The sequence below is a fragment of the Streptomyces sp. NPDC031100 genome, assembly GCF_055570785.1.
This window is the reverse complement of record NZ_JBVIGN010000009.1, coordinates 126570-142361: the sequence shown is the minus strand read 5'-3', so window position 1 is coordinate 142361 and position 15792 is coordinate 126570. Positions and strand designations below refer to the sequence as shown.

13 protein-coding genes are annotated in these 15792 nt (G+C 70.4%); 5 read left to right on the top strand and 8 right to left on the bottom strand.

What is annotated here, in order from left to right; genetic code table 11:
* Positions 1-17 precede the first annotated feature (17 nt).
* From nth to ACZ5DS_RS25240, 3 genes are all read left to right on the top strand, one after another.
* Positions 18-869 (top strand): endonuclease III, encoded by an 852-nt coding sequence (gene nth / locus ACZ5DS_RS25250; RefSeq protein WP_468242468.1) that lies wholly within the window; start codon positions 18-20, stop codon positions 867-869.
* Between the two features lie 52 nt (positions 870-921).
* Positions 922-1617, top strand: a complete 696-nt coding sequence (locus ACZ5DS_RS25245; RefSeq protein WP_468242466.1) for an NUDIX hydrolase — start codon at positions 922-924, stop codon at positions 1615-1617.
* Between the two features lie 117 nt (positions 1618-1734).
* Positions 1735-2934 (top strand): MarP family serine protease, encoded by a 1200-nt coding sequence (locus ACZ5DS_RS25240; protein WP_468242464.1) that lies wholly within the window; start codon positions 1735-1737, stop codon positions 2932-2934.
* Positions 2935-2961: 27 nt separating this feature from the next.
* On the opposite strand, the gene ACZ5DS_RS25235 is transcribed toward ACZ5DS_RS25240, so the two are convergent.
* From ACZ5DS_RS25235 to ACZ5DS_RS25210, 6 genes are all read right to left on the bottom strand, one after another.
* A complete protein-coding gene (locus ACZ5DS_RS25235) occupies positions 2962-3141 on the bottom strand; it encodes a hypothetical protein (protein WP_468242462.1) in 180 nt (59 codons plus the stop codon).
* A gap of 176 nt (positions 3142-3317) precedes the next feature.
* On the bottom strand, positions 3318-4253 hold the full coding sequence (locus ACZ5DS_RS25230) for an alpha/beta fold hydrolase (RefSeq protein ID WP_468242459.1): 936 nt from the start codon (positions 4251-4253) through the stop codon (positions 3318-3320).
* Positions 4250-4738, bottom strand: a complete 489-nt coding sequence (locus ACZ5DS_RS25225; RefSeq protein ID WP_468242457.1) for a phage holin family protein — start codon at positions 4736-4738, stop codon at positions 4250-4252. The genes ACZ5DS_RS25230 and ACZ5DS_RS25225 overlap by 4 nt, the downstream gene beginning before the upstream one ends.
* Before the next feature lie 67 nt (positions 4739-4805).
* On the bottom strand, positions 4806-6248 hold the full coding sequence (gene nhaA, locus ACZ5DS_RS25220) for a Na+/H+ antiporter NhaA (protein WP_468242993.1): 1443 nt from the start codon (positions 6246-6248) through the stop codon (positions 4806-4808).
* Between the two features lie 198 nt (positions 6249-6446).
* On the bottom strand, positions 6447-8402 hold the full coding sequence (gene acs, locus ACZ5DS_RS25215) for an acetate--CoA ligase (RefSeq protein ID WP_468242455.1): 1956 nt from the start codon (positions 8400-8402) through the stop codon (positions 6447-6449).
* Between the two features lie 117 nt (positions 8403-8519).
* On the bottom strand, positions 8520-10829 hold the full coding sequence (locus ACZ5DS_RS25210; RefSeq protein ID WP_468242453.1) for a SulP family inorganic anion transporter: 2310 nt from the start codon (positions 10827-10829) through the stop codon (positions 8520-8522).
* Between the two features lie 343 nt (positions 10830-11172).
* On the opposite strand from ACZ5DS_RS25210, the gene ACZ5DS_RS25205 reads away from it, so the two are divergent.
* On the top strand, positions 11173-12438 hold the full coding sequence (locus ACZ5DS_RS25205; RefSeq protein WP_468242990.1) for a polysaccharide deacetylase family protein: 1266 nt from the start codon (positions 11173-11175) through the stop codon (positions 12436-12438).
* Positions 12439-12441: 3 nt separating this feature from the next.
* Here the strand turns inward: ACZ5DS_RS25205 and ACZ5DS_RS25200 are convergent, their stop codons facing one another.
* The gene (locus tag ACZ5DS_RS25200; protein ID WP_468242450.1) at positions 12442-13422 is read right to left on the bottom strand and encodes an ATP-binding protein; all 981 of its coding nucleotides are present in this window, start codon (positions 13420-13422) and stop codon (positions 12442-12444) included.
* A 146-nt stretch (positions 13423-13568) separates the two neighbouring features.
* Between ACZ5DS_RS25200 and ACZ5DS_RS25195 the strand changes: the two genes are divergently transcribed.
* On the top strand, positions 13569-14393 hold the full coding sequence (locus ACZ5DS_RS25195) for a Fic family protein (RefSeq protein ID WP_468242448.1): 825 nt from the start codon (positions 13569-13571) through the stop codon (positions 14391-14393).
* Between the two features lie 329 nt (positions 14394-14722).
* On the opposite strand, the gene ACZ5DS_RS25190 is transcribed toward ACZ5DS_RS25195, so the two are convergent.
* Positions 14723-15556: an HAD family hydrolase gene (locus tag ACZ5DS_RS25190; RefSeq protein WP_468242445.1), complete on the bottom strand. Its 834-nt coding sequence runs from the start codon at positions 15554-15556 to the stop codon at positions 14723-14725.
* Positions 15557-15792 lie beyond the last annotated feature (236 nt).

The window sequence follows — 15792 nt, the reverse complement described above, 5'->3', positions numbered from 1 at the left end:
TACGTCGCGATTCTGCTGTGGGCGAACAAGCTCCAAGCGGTAGTAATAAAAGCGTGAAATCAGGACAAAAGGTACCTCCCAAGAAGTCGACTGCCAACGAGTCCCGTACCGCCTTGGTCCGCCGCGCCCGCCGGATCAACCGCGAACTCGCCGAGGTCTACCCGTACGCCCACCCCGAGCTGGACTTCGAGAACCCCTTCCAGCTGCTGGTCGCCACGGTGCTCTCGGCCCAGACCACCGACCTGCGCGTCAACCAGACCACCCCGGCGCTCTTCGCGAAGTACCCCACCCCCGAGGACCTGGCCGCCGCCAACCCGGAGGAGGTCGAGGAGATCCTGCGCCCCTGCGGCTTCTTCCGGGCCAAGACCAGGTCGGTCATAGGGCTCTCCAAGGCCCTCGTCGAGGACTTCGGCGGCGAGGTGCCCGGAAAGCTGGAGGACCTGGTCAAGCTGCCCGGCGTGGGCCGCAAGACCGCCTTCGTCGTCCTCGGCAACGCCTTCGGCCGGCCCGGCATCACCGTGGACACGCACTTCCAGCGGCTGGTGCGGCGCTGGCAGTGGACCGACGAGACCGACCCCGACAAGATCGAGGCCGCCGTCGGCGAGCTGTTCCCGAAGAAGGACTGGACGGACCTGTCCCACCACGTGATCTGGCACGGCCGCCGCATCTGCCACGCCCGCAAGCCCGCCTGCGGTGCCTGCCCCATCGCCCCGCTCTGCCCGGCCTACGGCGAGGGCGAGACCGACCCGGAGAAGGCGAAGAAGCTGCTGAAGTACGAGAAGGGCGGCTTCCCGGGCCAGCGCCTCAAGCCCCCGCAGGCCTACCTCGACGCCGGCGGCAAGCCCGCGCCGCCGCTGGGGGCCGGATGACGGAACGATCTCGGTGCCCTCGGGCGTTGGACACAGCAGGACGGGGGTGGGCATGACGTACACGCATGACACGCACAAGGGTCCGGTGACGCTGCGCAAGGAGGGCCTGCCGGGCTGGCTGGACCCGGTGGTGCGGGCCGTGGAGACGGTCGAGCCGCTCCAGCTCAGCCGCTTCCTGCCGCCGGAGAACGGCTCGGGACGGCAGTCGGCCGTGCTCATCCTGTTCGGCGAGGGCGAGCGCGGCCCGGAGCTGCTGCTCATGGAGCGGGCCGGCTCCCTGCGCTCCCACGCCGGCCAGCCGTCCTTCCCCGGCGGCGCCCTCGACCCGGAGGACGGCGACCCGAAGACCGACGGCCCGCTCAGAGCCGCCCTGCGCGAGGCCGAGGAGGAGACCGGCCTCGACCCCGCCGGCGTCCAGCTCTTCGGCGTCCTGCCCGCCCTCTACATCCCGGTCAGCGGCTTCGTGGTCACACCCGTGCTCGGCTGGTGGCGCGAGCCCAGCCCGGTCGGCGTGGTGGACCCGAACGAGACCGCCCGCGTCTTCACCGTCCCCGTGGCGGATCTCACGGACCCCGCCCATCGCGCGATCACCGTCCACCCCAGCGGTCACCGAGGTCCGGCATTTCTGGTCGAATCGGCCCTGGTCTGGGGTTTCACGGCCGGAGTGATCGACCGCCTGCTGCACTTCGCGGGCTGGGAGCGCCCCTGGGACAGGGAGAAGCAGGTCCCGCTCGACTGGCAGTCATGACAGGGTGTCGCCTGAACTGTGTTCTTCGGGGGATGCTGTGCCCCATTGCCACTGCGCGGCGGGCCGAACCCCGGGCCGACCTGGTGGGACCGGAGTGAATAGGCGAGGCCTGAAGCGGTGAACGTGCTGGACATCCTGTTGCTGGTCGCGGCTGTGTGGTTCGCGGTCGTGGGCTACCGCCAGGGCTTCGTCGTCGGCATCCTGTCGGTGATCGGGTTCCTCGGCGGCGGTCTCGTCGCCGTGTACACGCTGCCCGTCATCTGGGACGCCGTGACCGACAACGCGGAGGTCGGCACCACCGCCGCCGTGGTCGCCGTGGTCGTCGTCATCGTCTGTGCCTCCATCGGGCAGGCCCTGACCACCCACCTCGGCAACAAGCTGCGCCGCCACATCACCTGGTCCCCGGCCCGCGCCCTGGACGCCACCGGCGGCGCCCTGGTCAACGTCGTGGCGATGCTGCTCGTCGCCTGGCTGATCGGCTCCGCGCTCGCCCAGACGACGCTGCCGACGCTGGGCAAGGAGGTGCGCAACTCCAAGGTGCTGCTGGGCGTGTCGGAGGCGCTGCCCGCCGCGGCCGACACCTGGTTCAAGGACTTCACCTCGGTCCTCGCGCAGAACGGCTTCCCGCAGGTCTTCAGCCCCTTCTCCAACGAGCCCATCAAGGACGTCTCGCCGCCCGACCCGGCCCTGGCGAACAGCCCGGTCGCCACCCGTGCCCAGCGGTCCATCGTCAAGGTCACCGGCACCGCCCAGAGCTGCGGCAAGGTCCTGGAGGGCACCGGCTTCGTCTTCGCCGACCGTCGCGTCATGACCAACGCGCACGTGGTCGGCGGGGTCGACGCGCCGAGCGTGCAGATCGGCGGGGAGGGCCGCAAGTACGGCGCGAAGGTCGTCCTGTACGACTGGAAGCGCGACATCGCCGTCCTCGACGTACCGGACCTGAAGGCGTCCGCCCTCAGGTTCACCACCCGGGACGCGGCCGGCGGAGACGGCGCGATCGTCGCGGGCTTCCCGGAGAACGGCTCGTACGACATCCGTGCCGCACGCGTGCGCGGGCGCATCACGGCCAACGGTCCGGACATCTACCACCGCGGCACGGTCAGCCGCGACGTCTACTCCCTGTACGCGACCGTCCGTCAGGGCAACTCCGGCGGCCCGCTCCTCACACCCGACGGCAGGGTGTACGGCGTGGTGTTCGCCAAGTCCCTGGACGACGCCGACACCGGCTACGCGCTCACGGCGGACGAGATCCAGCAGGACATCGCCCAGGGTCGTCAGGCGAACGAAGAGGTGGGCACCGACAGCTGCGCGCTGTAGGAGCGCTGGGGAGGCGTCCCGCGGGGCTCAGCCGCGCGGGTGACGCAGGCGCACGGAGACCCAGCGGGCCCGGCGGCGCAGGATGCGGGGAATCCCCACCCTGACGTCCGCTTCCGCGAGTTGCGGGGTGCCGCGCTGCGAGGAGCCAGGCCCGGCGGCCGAGCGGCGGTTGCGGGGTGCGTCACTGTAGTCGTGCGTCCAGCCCATACCCCGACGTGTGCCCCTGCCCCAAGGTCGATAACCGCGTCCGCGCCCCCCAATTGGCCTATGCGGCAGGCATGTGGCCGTTCGAGGGACAAGTGTTCAGCAACCGGCCCGGAACCGCGTACTCCACGCACTGATCCCCTCACCGATCGAGGTCGGGGTCCTCGGCTGACGACGCTTCACCGGTCGGGTTCGGGATCCTTCAGCCAGTTGACGAGTTCGGCCGAGAACGCCGTCGGATCCTCTTCATGCGGAAAGTGCCCGAGTCCGTCGAACAGGCGCCAGCGGTACGGGGCTTCGACGTACTCGCCCGAACCGGCCGCGCTGCGCGTCCGGGTCACCGGGTCCAGTGAGCCGTGCAGATGCAGCGTCGGCACCCGCACCGGCCGCTTCATCCTGCGGTTGAACTGGATGCCGTCCGGGCGGGCCAGCGACCGCACCAGCCAGCGGTACGGCTCGATCGAACAGTGCGCGGTGGACGGGATGCACATGGCCCGCCGGTACGTCTCGATGTCCGCGTCCTCGGGCAGCCGCGGCCCGGACCACTCCCGGATCAGCCGGCCCACCAGCGCGCCGTCGTCGGCGGTCAGCTGGCGTTCGGGGATCCACGGCCGCTGGAAGCCCCAGATGTAGGAGCTGGCGGCCGTCTGCCGGGCGTCCCGGAGCATCGCGGAGCGCCAGCGCCGGGGGTGCGGCATCGAGACGACCGCGAGCCGTCGTACGAGCTTGGGCCGCATCGCCGCCGCCGTCCACGCCAGATAGCCGCCCAGGTCGTGGCCGACCAGCGCGGCGTCCGGCTCGCCGAGCGAGCGGATCACGCCGGTGACGTCCAGCGCGAGGTTGGCGGGGTCGTACCCGCGCGGGGTGCGGTCGCTGCCGCCGACGCCCCGCAGGTCCATGGCCACCGCCCGGTATCCCGCGTCGGCGAGCGCGACCAGTTGGTGCCGCCACGTCCACCAGAACTGCGGGAAGCCGTGCAGCAGCAGCACAAGGGGGCCGTCGCCGACTTCGGCGATGTGGAAGCGCGCGCCGTTGGCGGCGACGTCCCGGTGCGTCACCTTCGCCCCGTGGGGAAGGTCGATCCTTACGGCCGATGCCGCTGCGGGCTCCGTCATGACGACGAGCGTGCCACGGCCTCGATGGCCTCGGGCACCCGGTCCTGCGGCAGCTCGGGGCGCGGGTGGGGCTTGGCGTTCTGCAGGACGCCCGCCGTCTCCTTCACCGACGCCGCGACCTTCTGCGGGCCCTGGCTCTTCTTGGCCTTCTTCGCGAACACCACGCCGATGAGCGCGAGCAGAACGGCGACCAGGACGTTCGCCGCGAAGGACAGTACGAAGCAGATGGCGAGGTTCCAGCCGCTCCAGGTCCGAATGCCGTACGCCAGCGCGAAGTTGAGCATCGGCAGGGAGAACAGCAGCACCGCGGCGGCCAGCGAGAACGCGCCGCCGCTGACCGCGCCGCGCCTGACGTCCTGCTTGAGCTGGGCCTTGGCCAGCGCGATCTCGTCGTGCACCAGCGCCGACATTTCGGTCGTCGCCGAGGCGAACAGCTGGCCGATGCTGCGTTCGGCGCCGACCGGGCTGCCGTCGGGTGCGCTCATCGCGTACTCCCTCTGAAGTCTCATCTGCCGTCTTGAAGGCCGTCTTGATTTGTACCGTCTCGTCAGATCATGCCGGACGGCCGCGCTCCTCGCCTGCCCCGCCCGGCACTTCCTGAAGCCCGTGGCGCGCCGCGGCGGCCTTCTCGGCGGCGATGCGCCGGTGCTCGGCGGCCTTGCGCTCGAAGATGCGCGCCATCCGCAGGTGGTAGGCCGGGTCGTCCTGCTCGTAGACGTCCGGGATGCCGTCCAGGTCGTCGTCGCGCTCCTCGTCCGCGCACAGCCTGCGGTACCGGGCGTTGCGTATCTTCAGCAGCACCGTGGCGCACACCGCCGCGATCAGCGATCCGGCGAGGACGGAGGCCTTCACCTCGTCGGTCAGCGTGGCGTCGCCCTCGAAGGCCAGCTCGCCGATGAGCAGCGAGACGGTGAAGCCTATCCCGGAGAGGGAGGCCACCGCGAAGATGTCGGCCCATTGCAGGTCCTCGCTGAGCTCCGCGTGGGTGAAGCGGGCCGTCAGCCAGGTGGCGCCGAAGATGCCGAGCGTCTTGCCGACGACCAGCCCGAGCACCACCCCGAGCGTCTCCGGCTTGGTGAACACATCCCCGAGCGCCCCGCCGGAGACCGACACCCCGGCGCTGAACAGCGCGAACAGCGGTACGGCGAGTCCGGCCGACAGCGGCCGCACCAGGTGCTCGATGTGCTCGCCCGGCGAGTGCTCCTCACCCTCACGGGTGGTGCAGCGCAGCATCAGCCCCATCGCCACGCCCGCGATGGTGGCGTGCACGCCGCTGTTGTACATCAGCGCCCAGACGACGACCGCCAGCGGCACGTACACGTACCAGCCGCGCACGCCCTTGCGCAGCAGCAGCCAGAAGATCACCAGGCCGGCGACGGCCCCGCCGAGCGCGGCGAAGTCGATCCGGTCGGTGAAGAAGACCGCGATGATCAGGATCGCGAAGAGGTCGTCGACCACCGCGAGGGTGAGCAGGAAGGCGCGCAGGGCGCTGGGCAGTGAGGTGCCGATGACGGCGAGGACCGCGAGCGCGAAGGCGATGTCCGTGGCGGTGGGCACCGCCCAGCCCTGGGTGGAGCCGTGCCCGGTGAGGCTGGTGAGGGTGTAGACGAGCGCGGGTACGGCCATGCCGCACAGCGCGGCCACCACGGGCAGCGCCGCCGCCCTGGGGTCGCGCAGGTCCCCGGCGACCAGTTCGCGCTTGAGCTCGATGCCGGCGACGAAGAAGAAGACGGCGAGGAGGCCGTCGGCGGCCCAGTGGGCCACGGACAGGTTCAGGCCGAGGGCGGTCGGGCCGAAGTGGAAGTGGCTGACGGACTCGTAGCTTGCGTGCAGGGCGGGGATGTTCGCCCAGATCAGTGCCGTGACCGCCGCGACGAGGAGCAGGACACCGCCGACCGTCTCGGTGCGCAGCGCGTCCGCGACGAAGGCCCGCTCGGGCAGGGACAGGCGTCCGAGGACCTTGCGGGTGGTGTTCGTCGTACGGGGCGCGGCCACGGCGGGGACCTCCGGGTCGGTGGGCAGGGCGGAACTCTCGCCGACCAGACTTCCCGGCACACCTTGAGGATCTTCTCGCGTTGGAGTTTTGCTTAGTTTACCTAAGATTGCCGGGGGGTGCATCCGGTGAGGTTCACGCTGTGCATAAAAGGGGCGCCCGGCGTGTGCACGCCGGGCGCCCCTTCGGGTCTGCCGCGCCTAGTCCTCGCTCGGCGCCGCCGGGAGCTTGGCCTGGATGAGGTCCATGACCGTGGAGTCGGTCAGCGTGGTGACGTCACCGAGCTGGCGGTTCTCCGCGACGTCCCGCAGGAGCCGGCGCATGATCTTGCCGGAGCGGGTCTTCGGCAGCTCCCCCACCGGCAGGATCCGCTTCGGCTTGGCGATCGGGCCGAGCGTGGCGCCGACGTGGTCGCGCAGCTCGCCGATCAGCTTGTCGTCCTCGGACGCCGTACCGCGCAGGATGACGAAGGCGACGATGGCCTGGCCGGTGGTCTCGTCGGCGGCACCGACGACGGCCGCCTCGGCGACCGACGGGTGCGAGACGAGCGCCGACTCCACCTCGGTGGTGGAGATGTTGTGCCCGGACACCAGCATGACGTCGTCCACCCGGCCCAGCAGCCAGATGTCCCCGTCGTCGTCCTTCTTCGCGCCGTCACCGGCGAAGTACTTGCCCTCGAAGCGCGACCAGTAGGTGTCGATGAACCGCTGGTCGTCGCCCCAGATGGTGCGCAGCATCGACGGCCACGGCTCGGTGAGGACCAGGTATCCGCCGCCGCCGTTGGGCACCTCGTTCGCCTCGTCGTCGACGACGGTCGCGGAGATGCCGGGCAGCGGACGCTGCGCCGAACCGGGCTTGGTCTCGGTGACACCGGGCAGCGGCGAGATCATCATCGCGCCGGTCTCCGTCTGCCACCAGGTGTCCACGACCGGCGTCCTGTCGGCACCGATGTGCTTGCGGTACCAGACCCACGCCTCGGGGTTGATCGGCTCGCCCACGGAGCCGAGGACCCGCAGGGACGACAGGTCGAACTGCGCGGGGATGTCGTCGCCCCACTTCATGAACGTACGGATCGCCGTCGGCGCCGTGTAGAGGATCGTGACCCGGTACTTCTCCACGATCTCCCAGAAGCGGCCCTGGTGCGGGGTGTCCGGGGTGCCCTCGTACATGACCTGCGTCGCGCCGTTGGCCAGCGGCCCGTACACGATGTACGAGTGCCCGGTGACCCAGCCGACGTCCGCCGTGCACCAGAAGACGTCCGTCTCCGGCTTGAGGTCGAACACCGCGTGGTGCGTGTACGCCGCCTGCGTGAGGTAGCCGCCGGAGGTGTGCAGGATGCCCTTCGGCTTCCCGGTCGTGCCGGAGGTGTAGAGGATGAACAGCGGGTGCTCCGCCTCGAACGCCTCCGGGGTGTGCTCGGCGGACTGCCGCTCCACCAGCTCGTGCCACCAGACGTCCCGCCCGTCGGTCCAGGCCACCTCCTGGCCGGTACGGCGGACGACGAGCACGTGCTCGACGTTGTCCACGCGCTCGATCGCGTCGTCCACGGCCGGCTTCAGCGCGGACGGCTTGCCGCGCCGGTAGCCGCCGTCGGAGGTGATGACGACCTTGGCGTCGGCGTCCAGGATGCGGGTGGCGAGGGCGTCCGCCGAGAAGCCGCCGAAGACCACCGAGTGCGCGGCACCGATGCGGGCACAGGCCAGCATGGCGATCGCCGTCTCCGGGATCATCGGCATGTAGATCGCGACCCGGTCGCCCTTCCGGACTCCCAGTTCCAGCAGGGCGTTGGCGGCCTTGGAGACCTCGTCCTTCAGCTCCGCATAGGTGATCGCGCGGCTGTCGCCGGGCTCACCCTCGAAGTGGATGGCGACCCGGTCCCCGTGCCCGGTCTCGACATGCCGGTCCACGCAGTTGTACGCGACGTTCAGCTCGCCGTCCTTGAACCACTTCGCGAACGGCGGGTTCGACCAGTCCAGCGTCTCCGACGGTTCCTTGGCCCAGGTCAGCCGGCGGGCCTGCTCGGCCCAGAAGCCGAGCCTGTCAGCCTTGGCCTGCTCGTACGCCTCTGCCGTGACGTTGGCGTGCGCGGCCAGGTCAGCCGGCGGCGCGAAGCGTCGCTCCTCCTTCAAGAGGTTGGCCAGGCTTTCGTTGCTCACGACATCTCCCTTTCCCAGGGTGTCCGTTGTGTCCCAGGCCACAGCTCATCAGACACGGGGGGCCGATGACAAGAGTCGACGGTAAAATTGGTTTAGACCTGTCTGAGGGGTGGTCGGTCACACCGGACTGCGCAGCTCCTCCACCGCGCTCCCGTCGTCTCTCACGTCCTCGAACACCTTCCCGGTTCGGCCGAGCAGATACGCCTGCGCCTCGCCCACGTGGAAGTACATCCCGTGCAGCTCCAGCGCACCGGCCGCCAGGGCGCGCGCGACCGCGTCGTGCGACCGCAGGTGCTCCAACTGCTGCACCACGTTGGTCAGGCACAGCTGTTCCACCGCGTCGGCGGGCGCCCGCCCGGCCAGCCGGGGCCCGGTGCGACGGCCGTCGGCCATCCGCGCCAGGCTCGGCAGCCCGTGCCTGAGCCACCGCCTCAGCGGGGTCACCGCGCCCCCGGGTGCGGCGGTCAGCAGGGCCTGCATCGCCCCGCACCCGGAGTGCCCGCACACCGTGATGGACCGCACCCCGAGCACCTCCACCGCGTACTCGATGGCGGCCGCCACCGAGTCGTCGCCGTGCTCCTCGCCCGGCGGCGGCACCAGGTTGCCCACGTTGCGGACGACGAACAGGTCGCCGGGACCACTGGAGGTGATCATCGACGTGACGAGCCGGGAGTCGGCGCAGGTGAGGAAGAGCTGCGAGGGCCGCTGCCCCTCCCGCGCGAGCCGCGCCAGCTCCGCCCGCACCAGCGGGGCGGTGTTGCGCTGGAACGAGCTGACACCACGGGCCAGTTCATGGGCTGCCGGGGCGGCGGGGGCCGAGGGAGCCCCTGCGAAGCAGGCCCGGTGGTTGCGCCAGGGGGTCCAGGGCCGGCACCGGCACACGGCGGACGGAGCCGGGCCGGTGGTCCGGACGCCGGTGCGCCGGCCCGTCAGCTCGGCGGAGCCGCCCCGCGCGGTGTGGGCGCTCTGCCAGTCCTGCAGTGACTCGTACGCCGCGTGGTCCATGAACGAGCCGTTCAACTCCACGACGGCGTGGACGCCTTGGGGTACGAGATGCAGGGCTCTGCTGAGCCGGGGCACCGCGAGGAACGTCAGCTGTCCTCGTACCTGTACGTGATGGACTCCTTCCTTCTCTTCGTGCGTGATACGGGTGCGGGCGAGGCGGTGCAGGGCGAGGGCGACCGCCACGGCGACCCCGAGGGCCACGCCCTCCAGGACGCCGAGGAACACCACGCCGAGCGCGGTGGCGGCGTACACCAGCACTTCACGGTGGCGGGTCACCGTACGGATGTGGTGCAGGGACACCATCTGGATGCCGACGGCCATCACCAGGGCGGCGAGCGAGGCGAGCGGGATCTGCTCCAGGAGCGGGACCATCAGCAGTGCGGCGACTACTACGAAAACGCCGTGCAGCATCGTGGAGTTCCGGCTCACGGCACCGGAATTCACATTCGCCGCGCTGCGTACGGCGACCCCGGTGACGGGCAGGCCGCCGAGCGTTCCGGACACGATGTTGGCGACGCCCTGACCGCGCAGTTCCCGGTCCAGGTCCGAGCGGGCGACGTGCGGTCCGCCGCGGACGGCGGCCAGCTTGTCGACGGCCACGGCGGACAGCAGTGACTCGACGCTGCCGACCAGGGTGATGGTGAGGACGGCGGCGGCGATGCCCGGCACCGGACCGTCGGGCGGCTCGGGAAGGGCGTGCCCGGACCAGGACGGCAGGTCGACCCGGGGCATGGTGAGCCCGGTCAGCCCGGCGGTGGCGGTGGCCCCGGCGACGGCCACCAGGGCGGCCGGGACCCGGCGCAGCAGGCGGCCCGTGCGGCCGGGGATGCGCGGCCAGGCGAACAGCAGGGTCAGGGTCAGGGCGCTCATCGACACCGCGGCCGGATGCAGGGCGGCCAACTGGGCGGGCAGCTCGCGCAGATTGGTGAGGACGGAACTGTCCGGGCTGCCGCCGAGGACGATGTGCAGCTGGGCGACGGCGATGGTGACGCCGATGCCGGCGAGCATGCCGTGCACCACGGCGGGGCTGATGGCGAGCGCGCCGCGGGCCACGCGCAGGCAGCCGAGGCCCAGTTGGGCGAGTCCGGCGAGGATGGTGATGCCGCAGGTGACCTGCCAGCCGTAGCGGTGGATCAGGTCGGCGGTGACCACCGTGAGCCCGGCCGCGGGGCCGCTGACCAGCAGCGGGCAGCCGCCGAGCCGTCCGGCGACGAGTCCACCGACGGCGGCCGCGACCAGGCCTGCCTGGATCGGTGCGCCGGTGGCGAGAGCGATGCCGAGGGACAGCGGCAGGGCGATCAGGAAGACCGCGACGGACGCGGACAGATCGGCACCCGCGAGGCGCAAGCGGCGGTTTCGGGCCGGTGGGGGGCTGTGCGGCGGGTGGGGGTGCTGGGGGCGAGGGGGTGCGCAGGATGACATGGTCCCGTCTCCTCCGGGCGGCGCGGCCGCGGACCGGGTGGTTCCCGTCGGGGCGGGGCCTCGGTCGCGGCCATGGGGTCACGGCGTGCAGCGGCGGGATGAAATCAACGTTGAGTAAATGAACCGTAATGCAGAGTAAAGGTCATATATAGCTTTACCGGGCAAATGGCGCACCCATTCACTCCAGCGAGTGAAGCGAGCATTTCATCGGCTTGTCGTATTAATTCCCCACTCGGCCCTATGCGACCTTGGCGGCACATAACCGGCACACCACCAGAAAACGCCCTTACCGGCGTGTGTCCGAGAGAAGGAAGAAGGTGGGCGGATGGCCGCCTCCCCAAGGATCGCCGCCACCCCGAGGATCGCCTTCGGCGCCGTGGTCGCCGCGGCCTGTGCCGCGTCGCTCGCCGGCTGTGCGAACGGCTCCAACGGCTCGAAGCAAGCAACGTCCGGCCCGCAGAAGGGGGTGCCGGCGCCCAACAGCATGCTCCGCCTGATCGGCGACGGATCCACCGCGTTCACCGGTGCGCAGCCGCACCTGCCCAGCCCCGAGCGGCTCAAGCCCGGTGAAAAGCCCCCGCAGTTCGTGGTGTTCTCCTGGGACGGCGCGGGCGAGGACAGCCAGAAGCTGTTCTCCCACTTCCGCAAGGTCTCCAAGGAGAACCATGCGACGATGACGTACTTCCTCAGCGGCGTGTACATGCTGCCGGAGGAGAAGCGCGACCTCTACCACCCACCCCAACACTCGCCCGGCAGCTCGGAGATCGGCTTCAACGACGAGCAGGGCATCGCCGACACCCTCAAGCAGGTGCGACTGGCCTGGCTGGAGGGCAACGAGATCGGCACCCACTTCAACGGCCACTTCTGCGGCCCCGACGGCGGGGTCGGCGAATGGTCGGTCAACGAGTGGAAGAGTGAGATCGCCCAGGCCAAGCAGTTCGTGAAGACCTGGAAGACCAACACCGGCTCGAAGAACGCCGCCCCGCTGCCCTTCGACTACGACAGGGAGCTGATCGGCGCCCGAACCCCCTGCCTGGAGGGGCAGAAGAACTTCATGAAGGCGGCCCGCCAGCTGGGGTTCCGGTACGACTCGAGCGGCGTCAACGACCAGGTCTGGCCCAAGAAGAGGGAGGGTCTGTGGGACGTCTCGATGCAGCTGGTCCCCTTCCCTGGGCACAGCTACGAGCAGCTGACCATGGACTACAACTTCATGGTCAACCAGTCCGGCACGCAGACCCAGGGCGACCCCGACAAGTACGACTACTGGGGCGACCAGATGCGTGACGGCCTGATCAAGGGGTTCTACCGGGCCTACGACGGCAACCGCGCACCCCTGATCATCGGCAACCACTTCGAGTCCTGGAACGGCGGCACCTACATGCGTGCCGTCGACGAGGTGGTGAAGGAGGTGTGCAACAAGCCCGAAGTGCGCTGTGTCTCCTTCCGCCAGCTCGTCGACTGGCTGGACGCCCAGGATCCGCAGGTGCTGGCGAAGCTGCGCACCCTGGAGGTGGGCGAGGCGCCCCGGCAGGGCTGGGCGTCCTTCCTCTCCGGTCACCGGGCTCCGGCGCCGAAGGGAGTCCCCGGGGCGCCGGCCGTCAAGCAGTAGACGTCAGACGGGAGTCGCCACGCTCTCGCCGAGCACGAACCCGGGGTCGACCTGCGCCGCCAGGTCGACCCCGGTGCGCACGTTGCCCCACGCCTCGGCGTTCTTCAGGTGGAAGTGCACCATGTGGCGCGTGTAGCGCTCCCAGTCGCGCAGCTCGTACGTGGCGTCGACGGTGGCCCGGAGGGTGCGCAGGGCGCGGGAGTTGGCCTCCTCCAGGAGGTCGAACCGGGGCGGGCGGCCCTTCTCCATGGCGCGTACCCAGTCCGAGTGCCCGACCGTCACGAGCAGGTCGTCCCCGACCTCCGCGCGGAGGAAGTCGATGTCGTCCTGCGCCTGGACCTTGTTGCCGACGACCTTCAGGGCGACGCCGAAGTCGCGGGCGTACTCCTTGTACTGGCGGTAGACGGAGACTCCCTTCCGGGTCGGCTCGGCGACGAGGAACGTCATGTCGAAACGGGTGAACATGCCGGAGGCGAAGGAGTCCGAACCCGCCGTCATGTCGACCACGACGTACTCGTCGGGGCCGTCGACGAGGTGGTTCAGGAACAGCTCCACCGCTCCCGTCTTGGAGTGGTAGCAGGCGACCCCCAGGTCGGCGTCCGTGAAGGGGCCGGTGACCATCAAACGGGCGGCGCCGCCGTCGAGTTCCACCGGGCGCGCACAGGCGTCGTACACCGGGTTGGGCTCCCGCACCCGGACCAGCCGCGAGCCCTCGCCGGGCGGGGTCGTCTTGATCATCGTCGCGGCGGAGGCGATGCGCGGATTGGAGCCGCGGAGGTGGTCCTTGATCAGCGAGAGCCGTTCGCCCAGGGCGGGCAGTGCGGCCGCCTCCGCCTCCTCGAGGCCGAGCGCGGGGCCGAGGTGCTGGTTGATGTCCGCGTCGATGGCGACCACCGGCGCGCCGGCGGCCACGAGGTGACGGATGAAGAGGGAGGAGAGCGTGGTCTTGCCGCTGCCGCCCTTCCCGACGAAAGCAATTTTCATGTTCACCAAGGGTAGTCATGTGATAGCTGTATGTGTCAGTTGGAGGGCGGAAGACCACTCCTTCGTGGGGTCGGGCGGTCACAAGTGGCGCGAAGCTCGTTGGGGGGCGGCGGTCGGGTGACGGGTGGGCGCGTAGTGTCGTACTCATGAGTACGAAAGGTGCGACCGCCGATCCGCTCGCGGCCCTGGGCTCGCTGCCCGGCGTGGCCGAGTCCGTGGAGTCCGTGCGCAAGGCCGTGGACCGGGTCTACGGGCACCGGGTCATGCGGCGCCGCAGCAACGAGATCACCTCCGAGGCCGCGCTGCGCGGCGCCCGCGGCTCCGCGGCGCTGTCCGGCGCCGACTGGGCCCTGGAGGAGGTACGGCGGCGCACCGACTTCAGCGCAGACGCCGAGGCGCGCGTCATGGGTGCGGCGCTGCGGCTGACGGCCGAGGCGGGTCAGCTGCTGTCCATCTGGCGGCAGTCGCCCCTCAGGGTGCTGGCCCGGCTGCATCTGGTGGCCGCCGCGGACCAGGGCGAGCAGGTCGGCCGGCCGCGTCAGGAGGGCGAGGCGGTCGACGAGCCGCTGATCGAGCTGCCCCTGCCGGACGCCCGGGAGATGTCCGGCCGGCTGGAGGGGCTGGCGGACCTGATCATCGCCGGGACCTCCGCGCCCGCGCTGGTGACGGCCGCCGTCGTGCACGGCGAGCTGCTCGCGCTGCGGCCGTTCACCTCGCACAACGGCCTGGTCGCGCGCGCGACCCAGCGGATCGTCCTGATCGGCAGCGGTCTCGACCCGAAGGCGATCTGCCCGGCCGAGGTGGGTCACGCCGAACTGGGCCGCGCCGCCTACCTCGCCGCCCTGGACGGGTACCTCTCCGGCACCCCCGAGGGCGTGGCGGCCTGGATCGCCCACTGCGGCCGGGCGGTCGAGCTGGGCGTGCGCGAGTCCACCGCGGTGTGCGAGGCGCTGCAGCGCGGGGCGGCCTGAGCAAACTCCCCGGACACGGGTTGCGGCGGTACGAGTCCTCGTACCGCCGCTGGCATGTTCACCGGGTTACCAAGCGTCCTCGATATGTCGCCCATCAGGTCGGGATCTTTGCCCGTCACCTGGTGCGGCTGGCCCGTAATCGACGGGTCGACGTCGCGTGGGTGCCCAGTGTTCATGCATGGTCCGTGGGGCCAACTGCGTAGTGGTAGGGGATCCTCTCGGATGTCCTTTGGTCTCGCGGGCCTTGAATCCTTTGTACTGCAAGCCCAGAGCAAGCGGAACCCTGGCCTGCACTTCTTTACTTGCAGGTTCAAACATGGGCGGATCGGTCAGGAGGCAAGGCCGCGGCGCCGGCTGGCGTACCAGACGAGGCCGGCCGTGGCCGCCGCCGCCCCTATGGCCGCCGCCGCGACGAGGGCCGGGCGCGGCGGTACGGAGAACGCGGGCAGCCGCTGCTTGAGCCGGACCGGACGGCGGAAGGCCAGGATCGGCCACCCGCGCGCGAGGGCCTCGCGGCGCAGAGCACGGTCCGGATTCACGGCGTGCGGGTGCCCGACCGTCTGGAGCATGGGAAGGTCGGTCGCCGAGTCGCTGTAGGCGTAGCAGCGCTCGAGGTCGTATCCCTCGGACGCGGCCAGCTCCCGGATCGCCTCGGCCTTCGTCGGACCGTAGGCGTAGTACTCCACCTCCCCGGTGAAGCAGCCGTCCTCGCCGACGACCATGCGCGTGGCCACCACCCGGTCGGCGCCGAGCATCTCGCCGATCGGCTCGACCACCTCGGCGCCCGAGGTGGACACGATCACGACGTCACGGCCGGCCGTCTGGTGCTCCTCGATCAGGGAGGCGGCCTCGTCGTAGATGATCGGGTCGATCAGGTCGTGCAGGGTCTCGGCGACGATCTCCTTCACCTGCTGGACGTTCCAGCCGCGGCAGAGCGCGGCCATGTACTCGCGCATGCGCTCCATCTGATCGTGGTCCAGGCCGCCGACCAGTAAGACGAACTGGGCATATGCGGTACGCAGTGCGGCCCTGCGGTTGATCAGACCGCCCTGGTAGAAGGACTTGCTGAAGGTGAGCGTGCTCGACTTCGCAATGACCGTCTTGTCCAGATCAAAGAAGGCTGCTGCGCGGGGCAAGGAGTGGTTTTCCACGCCCCTGAGCATAGGCGCCCACCATTCGGCGTAAGGTGGGGCGCGTGGGTTTGCCTGAGAGGGCTCTCGGGTACACCATGGAAGTCACGGATCGTTCGCGACCGTGCTAACCCGGTCCGACTCCTCCCCCCCCGAGTCGGCCGTGGGGACGACCCCCGCTCTCCCCCCCGGCGGGGGTCGTCGCATGTCCGGGTGGGTTTTCTTCCTTCTTCGCCGGCCGCGGGGCCGAACTTGGGCGGCTCTGGCCC